General features: G+C 42.4%; 15 protein-coding genes. 11 read left to right on the top strand and 4 right to left on the bottom strand.

Features of this window, described 5'->3' with window-relative positions:
• Nucleotides 1-64: 64 nt before the first annotated feature.
• From BC751_RS14360 to BC751_RS14350, 3 genes are all read right to left on the bottom strand, one after another.
• A complete protein-coding gene (locus BC751_RS14360; RefSeq protein ID WP_130276239.1) occupies nucleotides 65-481 on the bottom strand; it encodes an energy transducer TonB in 417 nt (138 codons plus the stop codon).
• Nucleotides 482-654: 173 nt separating this feature from the next.
• Complete coding sequence (locus BC751_RS14355) at nucleotides 655-1,389, bottom strand: LytR/AlgR family response regulator transcription factor (protein ID WP_130276238.1); 735 nt, start codon at nucleotides 1,387-1,389, stop codon at nucleotides 655-657.
• 243 nt (nucleotides 1,390-1,632) lie between these two features.
• Nucleotides 1,633-3,117, bottom strand: coding sequence for a S10 family peptidase (locus tag BC751_RS14350; RefSeq protein ID WP_130276236.1), 1,485 nt, complete (start codon nucleotides 3,115-3,117; stop codon nucleotides 1,633-1,635).
• A gap of 343 nt (nucleotides 3,118-3,460) precedes the next feature.
• Here BC751_RS14350 and BC751_RS14345 point away from each other — a divergent pair, with 343 nt between their 5' ends.
• From BC751_RS14345 to BC751_RS14295, 11 genes are all read left to right on the top strand, one after another.
• A complete protein-coding gene (locus tag BC751_RS14345) occupies nucleotides 3,461-5,944 on the top strand; it encodes a S9 family peptidase (protein ID WP_130276234.1) in 2,484 nt (827 codons plus the stop codon).
• Between the two features lie 196 nt (nucleotides 5,945-6,140).
• Nucleotides 6,141-7,121, top strand: a complete 981-nt coding sequence (gene moaA, locus BC751_RS14340; RefSeq protein WP_130276232.1) for a GTP 3',8-cyclase MoaA — start codon at nucleotides 6,141-6,143, stop codon at nucleotides 7,119-7,121.
• A 54-nt stretch (nucleotides 7,122-7,175) separates the two neighbouring features.
• Nucleotides 7,176-7,424, top strand: a complete 249-nt coding sequence (locus BC751_RS14335; RefSeq protein WP_130276230.1) for a MoaD/ThiS family protein — start codon at nucleotides 7,176-7,178, stop codon at nucleotides 7,422-7,424.
• Between the two features lies 1 nt (nucleotide 7,425).
• Nucleotides 7,426-8,508 carry a HesA/MoeB/ThiF family protein gene (locus tag BC751_RS14330; protein WP_130276228.1) on the top strand — a complete coding sequence of 361 codons (1,083 nt, stop codon included), beginning with the start codon at nucleotides 7,426-7,428 and terminating at the stop codon, nucleotides 8,506-8,508.
• Between the two features lie 5 nt (nucleotides 8,509-8,513).
• Nucleotides 8,514-8,960 carry a molybdenum cofactor biosynthesis protein MoaE gene (locus BC751_RS14325; protein ID WP_130276226.1) on the top strand — a complete coding sequence of 149 codons (447 nt, stop codon included), beginning with the start codon at nucleotides 8,514-8,516 and terminating at the stop codon, nucleotides 8,958-8,960.
• Between the two features lie 40 nt (nucleotides 8,961-9,000).
• Nucleotides 9,001-9,612, top strand: a complete 612-nt coding sequence (locus BC751_RS14320) for a fumarylacetoacetate hydrolase family protein (RefSeq protein ID WP_130276224.1) — start codon at nucleotides 9,001-9,003, stop codon at nucleotides 9,610-9,612.
• Nucleotides 9,599-11,443: a M23 family metallopeptidase gene (locus tag BC751_RS14315; protein WP_130276222.1), complete on the top strand. Its 1,845-nt coding sequence runs from the start codon at nucleotides 9,599-9,601 to the stop codon at nucleotides 11,441-11,443. The genes BC751_RS14320 and BC751_RS14315 overlap by 14 nt, the downstream gene beginning before the upstream one ends.
• A gap of 25 nt (nucleotides 11,444-11,468) precedes the next feature.
• Nucleotides 11,469-11,918, top strand: a complete 450-nt coding sequence (gene bcp / locus BC751_RS14310; protein ID WP_130276220.1) for a thioredoxin-dependent thiol peroxidase — start codon at nucleotides 11,469-11,471, stop codon at nucleotides 11,916-11,918.
• Nucleotides 11,919-11,928: 10 nt separating this feature from the next.
• Complete coding sequence (locus BC751_RS14305) at nucleotides 11,929-12,780, top strand: transketolase (protein WP_130276218.1); 852 nt, start codon at nucleotides 11,929-11,931, stop codon at nucleotides 12,778-12,780.
• Between the two features lies 1 nt (nucleotide 12,781).
• A complete protein-coding gene (locus BC751_RS14300; protein ID WP_130276216.1) occupies nucleotides 12,782-13,750 on the top strand; it encodes a transketolase family protein in 969 nt (322 codons plus the stop codon).
• A gap of 99 nt (nucleotides 13,751-13,849) precedes the next feature.
• Entirely contained in the window at nucleotides 13,850-15,523 is a 1,674-nt protein-coding gene (locus BC751_RS14295) for a glycoside hydrolase family 99-like domain-containing protein (RefSeq protein ID WP_130276214.1), read from the top strand.
• Here BC751_RS14295 and galE read toward each other — a convergent pair.
• Nucleotides 15,477-16,496, bottom strand: coding sequence for a UDP-glucose 4-epimerase GalE (gene galE, locus BC751_RS14290; RefSeq protein WP_130276212.1), 1,020 nt, complete (start codon nucleotides 16,494-16,496; stop codon nucleotides 15,477-15,479). The two genes, BC751_RS14295 and galE, sit on opposite strands and share 47 nt — an antisense overlap.
• Nucleotides 16,497-16,524 lie beyond the last annotated feature (28 nt).

The following is a 16,524-nucleotide window of genomic DNA, read 5'->3' as shown; positions in this document are numbered from 1 at the left end:
ATGTGAAAAACTGCCTTTTGACCCAAAAGGCAGTTAGTAGTTAAAAAAGCTTTTGCAAAAAATTTCAATTTCTTAGGGCAAACCTAACCGGAATCTGATAGGCCACTTCCCTTGGTTCTCCGTTTTGTCTGGCTGGAATCCAGTCCGGCATGCTCTCCACCAAACGAAGCGCTTCGGCATCCAAATTGGGGTGTACACCTTGGGATACATAAGGGTTTAAGATTTTCCCCTCTTTGGAAATTCTAAAATTCACCAAAACCGTTCCTTCCAATCTTTGCTTGAATGCCAGTGCAGGATATTTGATTTCTGAATTGATAAAAGTAGCCATGGCTTCTTGCCCCCCAACAAAGGCCGGTAGTTCCATTTCTCTCAGTTTGATTTCCATGTTGGAACTGTTTTTGGCAATTAGGTTGTCACCTTGAGAAAATGCAGTAAAAGCTGTCAAAAAGACCAATACGAAGAATGCTGCTGTAGTTTTCATGATTCATTTGTTTAGGTTGTCAAAACTTATGAATGAATCTACCTACAATACCTTCACGATGAATTACCTCTGGGAAGAACGCGCAGCAATTGTGAAAGAAGTGCTAAAAAATGTCAATTTGGCTTTCTTTCAGAATTAACATTTTTAAATTACCGGGCTGCTAACAACTATCATCAAAGTGTCTTTATCTGGTGCAGTAACCAACTGTATTGGTTCCTACTGATGGGGATTTCTTTTCCTGCGATGTGCACAGATTCCGCTTGAATGCCTTCAATCTCTTCCAGATTGATCAAAAAAGATTTGTGCACCCGGACAAAACGGTTGGTATCCAGCTTGCCTTCCAGTTCTTTCAAAGTAGACCGGATGACAAATTTTTTATCTTTGGTATGGACCTGGGTATAGTTCGCATCTGCTTCAAGGTAAATGATATCCTGAAGTTTGAGTTTCACCAACATGCCATTGGTCCTGATAAACAGACTGTCTTTAAGTACAAAATCATCAGAATTTTCCTGATTTTCTTTTCTGGCCTTTTCCTTACCAAAATTGGACATGGCCATTTCAATTCCTGCCAAAATCTCCCTTTCATTAAAAGGCTTTACCAAGTAGCCATAAGGATTGACCTCCTTGGCCCTGTTGATGGTCTGAAGGTCTGCATGGGATGTCAGCATGATAAAAGGCAGGTGATATCGTTCATTGATATCAGCTGCCAGTTCAATTCCGTCTCTCCCTCCTTTGATTTGTACATCAAGGAGCGCAAGATCCGGGGATTTTTCCTCAATCATGGCCAAAGCTTCCCGGGCACTGATGGCAATACCAACTACTTCATATCCCAAGTCTTCTAAGGTATCCTTCAAATCCTCGGCAATGACCAGTTCATCTTCAACAATTAAAATTTTAATCTTATTCACTTCTTAATCAGGAATGATGAAAAATCAAGTGCAAAGCATTGGCCCTCACTTCAATAATCTCCCTTAATTTAGTTGTAAACACCCAAAATCAAAACAAAGCAGGAAAAAAAGGAGCAAAGGCAATTCAAAAACCCACTTCCATGAATTCCTAAATCCCTTAACTCCTTCTTGGTTCTTGCTTCTAAAGTCTAATCTCTAGATTCTAAAATTCTCCCTTTTAATTTCTCCCATCTGGCTTCTCTTTTACCAGTACTTCGCAGGCTTATCCTTAGGAGGAATGGTTTTCAAGATAAACTGTCTGACATCCTCATTGGAATTTTTCAAATCTTCCGCTCTCAGGTACATCATGTGACCACTTCTGTAACCTTTGAAGCTCATCCTGTCCTGTAGTTTGCCGGCAGGATCCATCTGCCACATGTTGTATTTCGCATTGAAATAATCTGTACCGCCATCAAAATAACCGGACTGGGTCATCACATGCAGGTAAGGGTTCTGTAACATGGCCTGGGCCAATTGGTTTCCAGTATTGTCATTGCTCCTGTCCCAAGGATGTACCGGACCAAATAGGTAATATGTCAGATCGGTATCGTATTTAAGGATGTTTTTGGCATAGTAGTTCATGGCAGGAGAGAAAGCATGGTTCCAAGCTGTCAAAGCAGGATCATAGTCGTACCTTTCACCGGCATCTGTTTGGTCAATACCTCTGTATCGGCTGTCCAAACGTCCTACTGTCAATCCCTTGTCACGCATCAATTCTTTCCAAAAGAAACTGGTAGGAACAGCCAGGGCATGCTGAAGAAAAACCTCTTCGCTGATTCCAGAATAATACGCCATCTTTTTAGCAATGGCCTTTCTTTCGGCAGGATCTAATGCACCACCTTTGGCAATGGCAGGCAACACTGTCTCCAAGGTATATTTTTCTACCTCTGGCAAGATATCATCCAAATCTTTGGACTGTAGGTCAGCAGGAAGGACTTTGTGGTACCAGGCAGTAGCTGCATAATAAGGCAAGTAATTGGCCTTGGCTACTGGACCGCTTCTGTCGAGTCCTAGACCTGTTGGAGAAACCAATATTACCCCATTCAGGTACATCCAATGGGAATTTTGGAGTTCGTAAGCCAAACCGGAAACCCTGGTCGTACCATAACTTTCTCCAATCAAATATTTAGGTGATTGCCATCTGTTTTGCCTGGTCACGAAAGTTTTTACCCAATCTGCCAGGTATTTCACATCAGAGTTGATCCCAAAAAAGGTAGATCTCGGGGTTTCTTTATCCACTATTCTGGAGTAACCCGTGTTCACCGGATCAATGTATACGATATCGGCCACATCCAAGATGGAGTGCGGATTTTGCTTCACACCATAAGGCTGCAATGGATAGCCTTCGTCATCGATGTTAAGCACATATGGGCCTGTGTAGGCAAGGTGCATCCAAAGGGAGCCTGAACCAGGACCTCCGTTAAAGGAAAATACCAACGGACGGGTGCTTTTATCTGTCACATCGGTCCTTTCATAATAAGTATAAAACAAAGTAGCGACAGCTTTGCCGTCCTCATTCCATACAGGCATGGTACCTGCAGTGGCTTTGTAAGGAACACGGCTGCCTTTGATAGTTACCGAACCGTTGGTAACCGAGGCTGATTCAACCTTGATTTCTCTTGTTTCCTGCCCCTGAACCATCAGGATGCTGAAAACCAAAAAGCATAATGTGAGTAAGTGTTTTTTCATAGTGATATGTCCATTAAACGATTTAAATATACAAGATTTGGCAGTGATGCTGCCCTAATTTACACAGAGGGATAAGTGTCCGTGATAAATGGGGCAAACCTCGGAATCATTGATAAGATGGAACCTGAATTAATGAAACCACCAATGAATTAGGATGAACCCGAATAAGAAGGTCCACGAGCACCACGAATTTCACTAATACCCTTATTTTTTTTGTGGTCATTTAGTTTCTTGGTTTTTTATTTCATGTAAATGGAAATTGCCCTCAACGCTCAATTTTCCACAGACGGTTGCCCTTTAAAGGATCAAAATGATAGTTTCGAGGCCAATATTATAATGAGACATGAAGAAACTTTACCTCTTATTTATTTGCTGGTTCAGCTTGGGAAGTCTAGTTGCCCAGGAAGTCCCAACCAAAGGAAATTACGAACTCGCTGCGCGTTTTTCTCCCGAGAAACTTAAAAAGATGATTTTCAGCACCTCAGTGGATGCCCATTGGTTGAAAAAATCAGACCGTTTTTGGTATGAATACGAAACCACTGAAGGTAAAAACTGGTACATCGTCAATCCTGCGACCAAGACCAAATCAAAGCTATTTGACAATGACCGCTTGGCTGCTGAAATCACCAAAGTGGTAAGGGATCCTTTTGATGGACAACATCTGGATATTTCCAACCTGAAATTTCTGGAAGATGAAAACACCATCGAGTTTAAGGTGAAAAGTACCCAAGATGTCATCAAAAAAGACTGGGAAGAAATAAAAGCCAAAAACAGGAATGCCAAGGATTCCCTGGAAAAGAAAACTTTTGTATTTCGCTACAACATCAACACCCAGGTACTCACAGAAATCAAGGATCCTGAGGAGGAAGCCAAAAGGTTATCATGGGCCAATATCTCTCCCGACTCTTCCAAGGTGGTATTTGCCAAAAATGACAACCTCTATTGGATGGATAAGGCTAACTTCCTCAAAGCCGTAAAGGATGAAAAGGACAGCACCATCGTTGAATATCAGTTGACAACAGATGGGGAAAAAGACTACTCCTACGGAAGCGGGGGCCGTGGGGAAGACAATGAAGAAGAGGAAAAAAACAAAGACAAAAGGAAAAGGGCCAATATACTTTGGTCTTCAGATTCCAAACAGTTTGTCCTTACACGCTCGGATTCCAGAAAGGTAAAAGACCTTTGGGTGATCCATAATACCAGAGACCCCCGGCCAACTTTGGAAACCTATAAGTATGCCATGCCTGGAGAAAAAGAGCAGCCCATTGCTGAGCTTTATCACTATTCCTTTGATTCCAAAAACCTAACCAAATTGGATGTGGCCACTTTCAAAGACCAGACCATTGGCCTATGGTCAGAAAGCATTCCTGCATCCAATAGAGATGATGACTTCAAACCGGTAAAATGGTTGGGGGATAATAACTTCTTCTACTTTTCCATCACATCCAGGGATTTAAAGCGTATAGATATCTGTCGCTGGAATATCAAAGAAGGAAAGAAAGAGGTAATCGTAGAAGAAAGAAGCAACACTTACATCGACATCCAAAAACCGGAAATCATCAATAATGGTGCTGAAATGATTCACTGGTCAGAAAGAGATGGCTGGGGACATTTCTACCTGTACGGAACCAATGGCCAACTCAAAAGACAGTTAACCTCTGGACCTTTCCACACAGAAAGTATAGAGAGGGTTGATGAAAGGGCCAGGATCTTATATTTCACGGCCAATGGAAAGGAAAAAGGAGAAGATCCTTATTACCTCCATTTGTATAAAGTAAGTTTGAACGGTGGCCCCATCACATTGCTCAATCCAGGGGACTACAACCATGAAGTTTCCCTTAACGACAAAGCTACCTTCTTTGTAAATAATTTCAGCAGGGTCAATACCGTTCCTGCCTCTGCTCTATTTGACAATATGGGAAGGAAAGTGATGGACTTGGAAACCGCAGATTTAAGTTCCCTTTTTGCTGCCGGATACAAGTTCCCGCAAACCTATAAAGTCAAAGCAGATGATGGCATCACTGATCTTTATGGTGTCATGTACTTGCCCTTTGATTTTGATAGCACCAAGAAATATCCGATCATTCAGTATGTCTATCCCGGCCCCCAGACCGAAGCCGTGAACAAATCCTTTGGCAGGGCCATGGACAGGATTGACCGCCTGGCACAGTTCGGTTTCGTGGTCGTGACCATAGGCAACAGAGGCGGTCATCCTGCCCGTTCAAAATGGTACCATAATTATGGTTATGGCAACTTAAGAGATTACGGTCTGGCAGACAAAAAGGCCACCGTGGAGCAATTGGCCGATAGGCATTCCTTTATTGATAAATCCAGGGTAGGAATCCATGGACATTCCGGCGGTGGATTTATGTCTACGGCTGCCATGTTGGTCTACCCTGATTTCTTTAAGGTGGCTGTATCTTCGGCAGGCAATCATGAGAACAACATCTACAACCGCTGGTGGTCAGAGAAGCACCATGGTGTAAAAGAAGTCATCACCCCTAAAGGAGATACCACCTTCATTTACCAAATTGAAAAGAATCCAGATATAGCCAAAAATCTCAAAGGAAGGTTACTTTTGGTAACAGGGGACGTGGATAACAATGTACATCCAGCCAATACCATCCGGATGGCCAATGCCTTGATCAGAGCCAACAAGCGCTTTGACTTCATCATTCTGCCTAGCCAAAGACATGGTTTTGGGGATATGACCGAATACTTCTTCTGGAGAATGGGAGATTATTTTGTGCAGCACCTCTTGGGTGACAACACCCCTCCCCCTGTGGATATGCTGGAAATACAGCGGGAAAAGCCGCAAACAAAGTAATAACTTGTGAAAACTAACAACATCAAAGCCCTCTGCTCAAAAATTAAAGACAGAGGGCTTTTTTTAAAAATTCCCTTTGAAAATCGAAACTTTAAAAGTCAAAAAATCCTTTTATTTGTAATTCCCGCCACTGTTCAGGAATCCTGTTGATTTTGCCGGATTTTTGCGAACTTGGATTACAAATTGAATCAAAAGCATGCTGAAAGACCAACACAATAGGATACACGACTACCTCAGAATCTCACTTACCGACAGTTGTAACTTCCGTTGTGCCTACTGCATGCCCAATGAGGAAATCGAGGTTCTCCCCCACTCCCACCTGATGTCTACAGCAGAGATTGATCAAATAGCCGGGATTTTTGTTGAGCAGGGCATCAAGAAAATCAGGCTGACCGGTGGTGAGCCTTTGGTAAGAAAGGAGTTTCCTGATATCCTGAAAAGCTTATCTAAATACCCGGTAGAACTGACCATGACTACCAATGGCATCCTGGTGCACAAGCATATCGAAGCCATGAAAGCGGCTGGTATGCGCTCCCTCAATGTCAGTTTAGACTCCCTGAACAGAGAAACTTTTTTCAAATTAACCAAAAGAGACCAACTGGAACAGGTTTGGAACAATATCCTGCTACTGCTTAGGGAGGGGTTTAGAATCAAAATCAATGCTGTCGCACTCAATGGCATCATAGAAAACGAGATTCTTGATTTTGTAGCTTTGACAAAGGACTACCCTCTCCATGTACGTTTTATTGAATTCATGCCCTTTTCCGGCAATCACTGGAAAGTAGATAAAGTAATTACAGCCAGGCAGATGTTGGAAATGGTGCAAACAAAATTTGAAGTGACCAAGCTCCATGATGAACCCCATGCCACAGCCAAGAAATACCATATCCCAGGTCATAGGGGGACCTTTGCTTTTATTACTACCATGAGTGAACACTTTTGCGGGGACTGTAACAGACTGAGGATCACGGCTGATGGAAAAATGAAAAACTGTCTGTTTGGTAAAGAAGAAATGGATCTATTGGGAACATTGAGGCAGGGCAAAGACATTTTGCCGCTGATCAAGCTTTCTGTTCAGAGAAAACATGCCATGCTGGGAGGCCAGTTTACACCGGAATTCCAAAAAACTGAGGCTGAAAAAATTGTAAACCGAAGTATGATAAAAATCGGAGGTTGATAAAATTGAATACCGTTCAAAACAGGATGAGCAATCCTAAATATTAAATGGATTATGAGTATAGAGCGACATAAATTCAAGGTTTTGGCTTTTGGAATGATAGCGGAAAAGATACAAAGCAATGAAATAGAATTAGAGGGGATTCCAAGTACAGATGTATTGAAAGGCTATTTATTTCAACAATATCCCGCATTAAAAGACACCAAATTCGGCATTGCTGTAAATAGAAAACAAGTATCGGGTGACAGTCCCATCCCAAATGGAGCAGAGATAGCTTTATTGCCACCATTTTCAGGAGGTTGATATGAACAGGTTTTCCAGACAGACCATTTTACCGGGCTTTGGACAGGAAGCCCAAAAGAAACTCCAAAATTCCAGCGTTTTGGTCATTGGGGCTGGTGGATTGGGATGCCCTGCCATTCTCTACCTGGCTGCTGCCGGACTGGGACGTATTGGGATCATGGATGGGGATACGGTGGCTGAGAGCAATCTCAACAGGCAAGTGATTTATGGCGAAGCAGAAATCGGGATCAATAAAGCCCTAGCGTCCTCCCACTACCTAAAATCCAAATACAACGATATTCAGATTCAATATATCCCTGAATTTCTAAGCCCTTCGAATGCCGCAACTTTTATCAGTCAATACGATATCATTGTGGACGGTTCTGATAATTTCAGCACCAGGTACCTGGTCAATGACGCCTGTGTCTTATTGGGAAAACCTTTGGTTTTTGCAGCTATTTACCAAAACGAAGGACAAGTGGCTATTTTCAATGCTTTTGATGGAGCAGTCAATTACAGGGACCTTTATCCCGAACCTCCTAAAGAGAACGAAATCCCCAATTGCAGTGAGACGGGTGTATTGGGCGTTCTTCCGGGTATCATCGGAACCATACAGGCTGCGGAGACCATCAAATTTCTGACAGGATTTGGGGATACCCTTGTCAATAAAATGCTCTATTATAATCTCTTGAACCATCAGATTTATCAGGTCGAATTGACTAAAATTGAAAAATCAACCAGTTTTTTGCCCAAAAACCTGGACGAACTTGCTTCGCGGGATTATGCGCTCTTTTGTGATGCAGAAGAAGGTGTAAGGTGGAGGGATGCCTTGCGGGGACTGGAGATCAATCCTAAAAACATCCTGATTGATGTCAGGGAGCCTCATGAGACCCCACAACTTAGGGGATACAAATATTTGAATCTTCCCTTTTCTAATTCCTATGATATTTCTCCTGAAATTGAAAAAGCTGAAACTATTTTTCTGTTTTGTCAAACGGGTATCCGGAGCCTTAGAATGGCAAGGGAAATGAAAAAGAAACTTTCCGGAAAAAACGTTTATTCAATTCTTGGGGGTATTGAATCTCCTGAATCACCACTCAATTAAATCCCATGGAAAAGCAACGTAAACCAAAAAACATCTTTGTCGAAGGGCCTATCTCACCTGAGAAAATAGCCCAATCCATCGCCAACCACAGCAGCAAAACCGACATTGGAGGCCATAGCATATTCCTGGGTCAGGTCAGGGCCGATGAAAAAGAAGGTGGAAAAGTAAGGGCCATTGATTACACTGCCTATGAAGAAATGGCTTTGGAAAAAGCCTTTGAAATCAGGGAATCCATTTTTGCAAAGTATCCGCTCACTTGTATGCATATATACCACAGTTTGGGAGAAGTAAAAGTGGGGGAAATCTGCCTCTTTGTATTTACCTCCTCCAAACACCGTAAGGCGGCCATCGACAGCTGTGAAGAATTGGTGGAAAGAATCAAAAAAGAACTGCCGATTTGGGGCAAGGAATTGGTGGATAATGAAAAAGAAGTCTGGAAGGAAAACCAATAAAAATTGATTTTCTTTGTGCCAAAAATAGATCTCAGGAATTATGAAAATTATAGCCATAGGTAGGAACTACGCCGAACATATTGAAGAACTGAAAAATGAACGCCCCAGTGAACCTGTGGTTTTCTTAAAACCAGATACAGCAGTATTGAAGAACGGCGCTCCTTTTTATCACCCGGATTTTTCTCAAAATATCCACCATGAGGTGGAACTGGTGCTCAAGGTATGCAAGGAAGGTAAATATATCCAAAAGCAGTTTGCCCAAAGGTATTTTGACGAAATAGGTTTAGGGATTGATTTTACAGCAAGAGACCTCCAGGAGAAGTGCAAATCCAAAGGCTTGCCCTGGGAAATTGCCAAAGCATTTAATGGATCCGCTCCTGTCGGGGATTTTCTGCCTGTAGCTGAATTTAAAGACCTTAAGGACATTGATTTCCATCTCTTGATCAATGGTGAACTGAGACAAAAGGGAAATACTGCTATGATGTTATTTGATTTCGGAACCATCATTGAATATGTGTCCAAGTTTTTTACCTTAAAGAAAGGAGATCTGATTTTCACAGGGACACCTGCTGGTGTAGGGAAAGTCAACATTGGGGACCGTTTGGTAGGCTTTATTGGGGATAAAAAACTGCTTGATTTTGAAGTCAAATAAGCTATTTCTGCTATTTCTTCTTATTCCATTTTCTTTGGCAGCTCAGGATTACCTCTTTCCGGTAAAACCGGGACAGAGGAATTTGCTTGCCGGTAATTTCTCAGAAATCAGACCCAATCATTTCCATTCCGGAATAGATGTTAAAATCGGAGGTGTAGATGGGGAACCCATCTTATCGATTGCGGATGGCTATGTGTACCGCGTCAAGCTGTCCACTTATGGTTACGGCAATGTAGTCTACATCAAACACCCCAATGGTCAATCCTCTGTATATGCCCATCTTCGCAATTTCTCACCCAAAATCCACCAATACGTCAAGCAGGAAATTTACAAGGCTGAAAAAAATGAAATTGAATTGTTTCCTGATGCAGGCTTAATCCCTGTAAAAAGAGGAGAAATCATCGGCAATGGAGGAAATACCGGGAGTTCGGGAGGACCCCACTTGCACTTTGAAATCCGTGATTCCTTGGACAGGGCCATAGACCCATTTCAGTTTCGGTTTAGGGAAATAATTGACAACACCGCACCGGTATTGTTCCGTGTAGCTTTGAGGCCGTTGAATTTAGATTCAAGGGTCAACGGCAAATTTCAAAGGCAGGAATTTACTCCGGTGTTGGAAGGAAACCGCTATGTATTGAAAACACCTGTCAAAATCAGCGGTAAGGTAGGCTTAGAAGTGTATGCGATTGATAGAATGGATGATGTCAGCAATATCTTTGGTGTGCCGGTCTATGAATTGTTGGAAGACCAAAAGCCCGCCTTCCGGATTGACATCAATCATGTCGATTTCGAAAAGGGAAGATTTTTCCTGACCCATACCTACCAAAACAGATTTACCAGGCTCTACCTTCACCCCAATAACCCCATGCAAATTTACCAACCTGATACTTTGAAATCTGGAGCTATAGGGGCACTTCCCGGAGAAAAAAAACAATTGAGGGTGTTGATGAAGGATTATTTTGGAAATACCAAAACATTGGAATTCCAGGTTGAAGGAGAAGAAGCCCCTTTGTTTTTGGGAACTCAAACCACAGGCTCCAAGCGACTAGCAAGTTTAAGGTATGAAAGGGAAGTTATGGTCATAGAAGCAGGTCCCTCTTACTTTGGTTCGGTGGCAAAAGTTTTTGTGAATGGATTTGAAATGGACTTACCTCCTGCCTACACTGCCGATGGAATCAGAACCTATCTCTGGGACATGAATTATGGGATTCCTGATTCTTTGGATGTATGCACAGAATTGATCTATCCAAAAGTCAGCAAAAAAATTCCCTTCCGGGAGGAGTTATTTTTTACGAATCAGGATCTGGATATCCAATTTTGGGAAAACACCCTTTTAGACGATCTTTTTTTGCGGGTTGAAAAAAAAGATTATGCACTGACTATTAACAGCCCTTCAGAATATTTGCAGTCCAATATGGAAGTAGTGTGGAAAAAACCCAACTATTCCGGTGACCCAAAATACACTCATGTCTATTTTCAGGCAGCTAATGGACCCAAAACTTTCGTTGGTGGCACTTGGGAATCAGAGGACATCCGTTTCAAAACCAGAAATTTTGGTACTTTTGTACTCGATGAAGACAGGGTACCTCCCAGTATTCAGCCCACAAGGGTCAATTCCGATGAAATCCGGTTTGTCATCAAGGATGATAAGTCAGGAATACAGGATTTTGAGGCCTGGGTTGATGGCAAATGGGTCCTGATGCGTTACGAACACAAACAAAATTTGATCTGGTCGGAGAAGTTGGATAAACAACCTTTCAAGGGAGAAGTTTTATTGAAAGTACGTGATATGGCAGGGAATGAATCCCGATATTCCACGACTCTTAAATAAATGATCCACCTTAAACAATAAAAAGATGTCATTAGAAGTAGGAAAAGCAGCTCCGGATTTTGAATCCAAAGACCAAAACGGAAATCCTGTTAAGTTAAGTGATTTCAGAGGCAAGAAAGTTGTCCTCTATTTTTACCCCAAAGACAATACCCCGGGATGCACTGCCCAGGCCTGCAACTTGAGGGACAATTATGAAGCACTTCAAAAAGCCGGTTATGTCGTACTGGGCGTAAGTTCAGACTCTCAAAAATCCCACCAAAAATTCATTGAAAAACAAAACCTTCCTTTTTCCCTGATTGCAGACGAAGACCTCACAGTGCACAAAGCTTATGGCACTTGGGTAGAAAAATCCATGTACGGCAGAAAACACATGGGTACAGCGAGAACTACCTTTATTATTGATGAAAAGGGAATTTTGGAGGAAATCATTGAAAAAGTAGATACCAAAGCGCACACAAATCAAATTCTCAAATAATTCCAATCCAATGGAAAAACAATCAATCGATCAACTCAAAAAAATCTGTTCTCAAGTAAGAAGGGATTGCCTAAGGATGGTGCATGCTGTCCAATCAGGACACCCCGGCGCAGCTTTAGGCCTGACGGAGTATTTTGTGGCCCTATTTTTTAAAGAAATGGAGCACAACAATCACTTTAACATGGATGGTAAAGGGGAAGATTTATTCTTTCTTTCCAATGGACACGTATCTGCCTTATGGTACAGTGTTCTTGCCAGGACCGGTTATTTCAGCACAGATGAATTGGGAACTTTCCGTAAAATCAATTCCAGATTGCAGGGACATCCTGCAACCCACGAAGGACTTCCAGGTATCAGGATTGCCTCTGGCTCTTTGGGTCAAGGTCTTTCAGTAGCCATAGGTGCCGCACAGGTCAAAAAATTGAACAATGACGATAAACTCGTTTATGTCATGATGGGCGATGGCGAACAGCAAGAAGGACAAATTTGGGAAGCGGCCATGTATGCTGCTCATTACAAAGTGGACAACCTGATCGCTGCTGTAGATTACAATGGGCAGCAGATAGACGGCCCTACGGAAAAGGTTATGGATCTGAAAAACCTACGGGCCAAATATGAGGCCTTTGGTTGGGAAGTGATCGAAATACAAAAAGGCAACGATATGGAAGCCGTCTTGGAAGGATTGGAAAAGGCAAAAAAACTTACCGGAAAAGGTAAACCTGTCTTGATTCTCCTTTACACAGAAATGGGATTTGGAGTAGATTTCATGGTAGGCACACACAAATGGCATGGAGTCGCTCCAAATGACGAGCAATTAGCAAATGCATTGGGACAATTAGAAGAAACATTAGGAGACTATTAAGATGGAAAAAACCTTGGACTTAAAATTCACTTATACAGAAAAAAAAGATACCCGTTCCGGTTTCGGTGACGGGTTATTGGAAGCAGGAAGGAGAAACCCGAATGTAGTGGGACTTTGTGCAGACCTTATCGGTTCCCTTAAAATGGGAGCCTTCCAAAAGGAATTCCCCGAACGGTTCTTTCAAGTTGGTATCGCTGAAGCCAACATGATCGGATTGGCTGCGGGAATGACCATTGGCGGAAAGATTCCTTTTACCGGAACCTTTGCCAACTTCTCCACTGGTAGGGTTTATGATCAGATCCGCCAGTCTGTGGCCTATTCAGATAAAAATGTTAAAATCTGTGCATCGCATGCGGGCCTGACACTGGGAGAAGATGGTGCAACCCATCAAATCCTAGAGGATGTGGGCATGATGAAAATGTTGCCCCACATGACGGTGATAGTTCCCTGTGATTACAATCAGACCAAAGCTGCCACTTTGGCTTTGGTAGAGCATGTAGGGCCGGCCTATTTGAGATTTGGACGTCCAAGCTGGCCAGTATTTACCCCAGCTGACCAAAAATTTGAGATCGGAAAAGCGGTTAAAATGATTGAAGGTAAAGATGTGAGCATCTTTGCCACAGGCCATTTGGTTTGGGAAGCTATCGTAGCTGAGGCCATGCTGAGAGAGGAAGGCATTTCTGCAGAAGTAATCAATATCCACACAATCAAACCCTTGGATGAGGAAGCCATCTTAAACTCAGTTCAAAAAACGGGTTGTGCAGTATCAGCAGAAGAACATCAGATCAATGGTGGGCTTGGCGATAGCATTGCCCAGGTTTTGGCCAGAAATTATCCAGCACCATTGGAATATATAGGAGTCAATGATTCTTTTGGAGAGTCAGGCACACCTGCCCAATTGCTTGAAAAATATGGTTTAAATGCTGAAAATATTGTAAAGGCTGCCAAAAAAGCGATAGGTAGAAAATAAATTTTGCCGGAAATAATAACAAGACCGTGATGCAATTGTATCACGGTTTTTTTATATTTGATTCATAACAAGTTTGTTTTTGACTAAATTTTAAGCCTTATGAAGTTCTTTTCTACTTTTCTTACCCTATTCATCATTTTATCCATTGATCCAGGAGGATGCGAAGAAAAAATCAGAGCACTTTCATCAGGGGACACAAACTCAAGCCGCTCTTCTCAAGAGAAAAATCCGGATGAAATCCCGGTTTATACAGAACCTGAAATTTTGGATGAAGCTGCTCGAGTGGCCTCTAATGAAGCGAAAGACGGCCAACTGATAGGAGTTTACTTTATGCCCTCATGGAATATTTCCCCAGATCCGAATAAGGATATCGACAGTTTTTGGGCTTGCCTGATGGGGAGAGAAGACTGTGCCAGTATTAAAAATACCGCAGTCTGGGGTCCAAAGGGTAGGATTTATAACAACCGATACCCTTATGAAGGACCATTTTTAGACCGTAAACCCCATTCAAGTTTGGGAGGGTTTTATAAAAGAGATGACCCCAATGTGGCCAAAAAACAACTCGAATACATGAAGAGTTATGGGATTGATTTTTTTGCCTATGACTGGTTTTTTGGAAGACATTACTATTATCATTTGTATTTCGGTCCTCAATCGACCCTATACTATCCCGAGGGATGGAGAATTGACCCCAAAAGAGATGGCAGGGTGGCAGTACCAGGATTAGAGGAATGGAATGATCAGCTTACCGTCTTATTGAAAGAAAATGAAAAACTTCCTCCTGATAAACAAATGAAATGGGCCATCAACTGGTGTGATGACAGTGATGAACGCTGGAGGCTTTGGCTGGATGTGGGCTCGCCGGAAAGTATCAGGGCAGGAAGAAATTACGAAGGGGAAAAGCCTGACAAAGCGCTCTATCTACAGGTTCATGATAAAATCACCCAACTTTGGATAGATAAATATTTCAAAAGGACGGATTACCTGAAAGATGCGGACGGAAGGCCAATAGTTTATTTTTATTTTCCACATGATACGGAGGCAAGGGCTTCCTTTTACGGGATTACCCTGAAAGAATTGCTTGACCGCTCAAAGGCTTTGGCTGTAAAAAATGGGCTAAAAGGAATAAAATTCATAGCTGTGACTTCAGGGGCGATGCTGCCTAACGAAAGGGAATTTGGGATGCCTACCAGATGGCGGGCCAACAGTATAAGGGAACCTTGGAGAGGTGGCAGGTACACAGATAGGATGCTTTTTCAGGACTATGTTCCCAGGCTGAAAGGGATGGGATTTGAAGGTTTGACGGCATACATCTACCACAATTATATGGAGCTGCAAAACAGAAGCTATGCTGATATGAGAAGGACCTATCAGGCACATTGGAACAGATGGAGCGAGTTTTTTAAAAATGACCCCAACTTTGAATACCAGGTTCCGGTGGCTATGGGCTGGGATTACAGACCTGCCGGTGGCACTTGGCCACAGCCTACGGGATTTCCTTCCGAACCTGAAAAAGACCGGGTTCATAGCAATAAGGCTTCTTTCAAGGCTAAATTAGAAGATGCCAGAAGCCTTTCTGAAAAATATAAATCCAGCAACGGAAACACGGTAATGATCTGTTGCTGGAATGAATATTTAGAGGGTAACCATATTGAACCTTCAGAGGGGCATGGTTTTGATTATCTGGAAGCCATCAAGGAAGTTTTCATGGACAGGAAGATGGGGTTTATTCCTTCTCCCCCAACTTCTGTTGCCAGTTCCAGGAATCCCTAAGAGAGTCCTCCAGACTATATTTAGCATGCCATCCGAGTACAGTATTGATCTTGTCTGTATTGGCCCAGACCTTTTCAATATCACCTGGTCTCCTTGGGCCTATCTGGTAATTTAAAGGCCGGCCGCTGACTTTTTCAAAGGTTTGGATTACTTCTAAAACTGTATTCCCTTTTCCAGTCCCTACATTGAACAAGTCGTAAAAATTTTCTTTTTGCTTGAATAAATACTCCAATGCTTTAACGTGGGCATCAGCAAGGTCCATTACGTGTATATAGTCCCTAACACAACTTCCATCCGAAGTAGCATAATCATTGCCAAATACCGTCAGTTTTTCTCTGATACCCGCTGCAGTCTGGGTAATAAAGGGAACCAGGTTATTGGGAACTCCCAAGGGCAATTCCCCTATTTCACCACTGGGATGGGCACCGACAGGATTAAAGTAACGAAGGGAAATTATTCTGGAATTTACACCACTTTTGATGTAGTCCCTTAAAATATCCTCACAGATTTTCTTGGTGTTTCCATAGGGGCTTTCTGCTTCTTTCCTTGGCGTGCTTTCTTTCACCGGTAATTCGTCCGGTTGACCATAAACCGTGCAGCTCGAAGAAAAAACCAAATCCCTGACCCCAAACGCTGCCATGGTTTCCAAAAGGACAATCAGCGAAAAAAGGTTATTGCTGTAATATTTCAACGGAAATTGTGTGCTTTCACCTACAGCCTTGTATGCTGCGAAATGGATCACGCCCTCAAACTGATTTTCTTTAAAAATCCTTTGCAGCAACTCCCGGTCGTTACAGTCCCCCTCATAGCAAAGTAATTCTTTACCCAAGATTCTTTTCAATCCATTGAGAGCAGAATGATCCGAATTGGAAAAGTTATCAACAATAACCGGCTCAAAACCTGCAACTACCAATGCTACAGCCGTGTGGGAACCTATATATCCGGCTCCACCAGTAATTAAAATTTTTTTCATTTTTGGTTTGTTAAATCACAAACATAAG

Origin of the sequence: Cecembia calidifontis (genome assembly GCF_004216715.1) — a bacterium.
GTDB lineage: Bacteria > Bacteroidota > Bacteroidia > Cytophagales > Cyclobacteriaceae > Cecembia_A > Cecembia_A calidifontis.
Note: the sequence above shows the minus strand (reverse complement) of the source record. Positions and strands in the feature narration are given on the sequence as shown.

Excerpts from the sequence above, each read along its gene's own strand:
- BC751_RS14330 (WP_130276228.1), top strand. The coding sequence starts at position 7,426 with ATGAACAGGTTTTCCAGACAGACCATTTTACCGGGCTTTGGACAGGAA.
- BC751_RS14305 (WP_130276218.1), top strand. The coding sequence starts at position 11,929 with ATGGAAAAACAATCAATCGATCAACTCAAAAAAATCTGTTCTCAAGTA.
- BC751_RS14345 (WP_130276234.1), top strand. The coding sequence starts at position 3,461 with ATGAAGAAACTTTACCTCTTATTTATTTGCTGGTTCAGCTTGGGAAGT.
- BC751_RS14350 (WP_130276236.1), bottom strand. The coding sequence starts at position 3,117 with ATGAAAAAACACTTACTCACATTATGCTTTTTGGTTTTCAGCATCCTG.
- BC751_RS14295 (WP_130276214.1), top strand. The coding sequence starts at position 13,850 with ATGAAGTTCTTTTCTACTTTTCTTACCCTATTCATCATTTTATCCATT.
- BC751_RS14300 (WP_130276216.1), top strand. The coding sequence starts at position 12,782 with ATGGAAAAAACCTTGGACTTAAAATTCACTTATACAGAAAAAAAAGAT.
- BC751_RS14360 (WP_130276239.1), bottom strand. The coding sequence starts at position 481 with ATGAAAACTACAGCAGCATTCTTCGTATTGGTCTTTTTGACAGCTTTT.
- moaA (WP_130276232.1), top strand. The coding sequence starts at position 6,141 with ATGCTGAAAGACCAACACAATAGGATACACGACTACCTCAGAATCTCA.
- galE (WP_130276212.1), bottom strand. The coding sequence starts at position 16,496 with ATGAAAAAAATTTTAATTACTGGTGGAGCCGGATATATAGGTTCCCAC.
- BC751_RS14335 (WP_130276230.1), top strand. The coding sequence starts at position 7,176 with ATGAGTATAGAGCGACATAAATTCAAGGTTTTGGCTTTTGGAATGATA.
- BC751_RS14325 (WP_130276226.1), top strand. The coding sequence starts at position 8,514 with ATGGAAAAGCAACGTAAACCAAAAAACATCTTTGTCGAAGGGCCTATC.
- BC751_RS14320 (WP_130276224.1), top strand. The coding sequence starts at position 9,001 with ATGAAAATTATAGCCATAGGTAGGAACTACGCCGAACATATTGAAGAA.
- bcp (WP_130276220.1), top strand. The coding sequence starts at position 11,469 with ATGTCATTAGAAGTAGGAAAAGCAGCTCCGGATTTTGAATCCAAAGAC.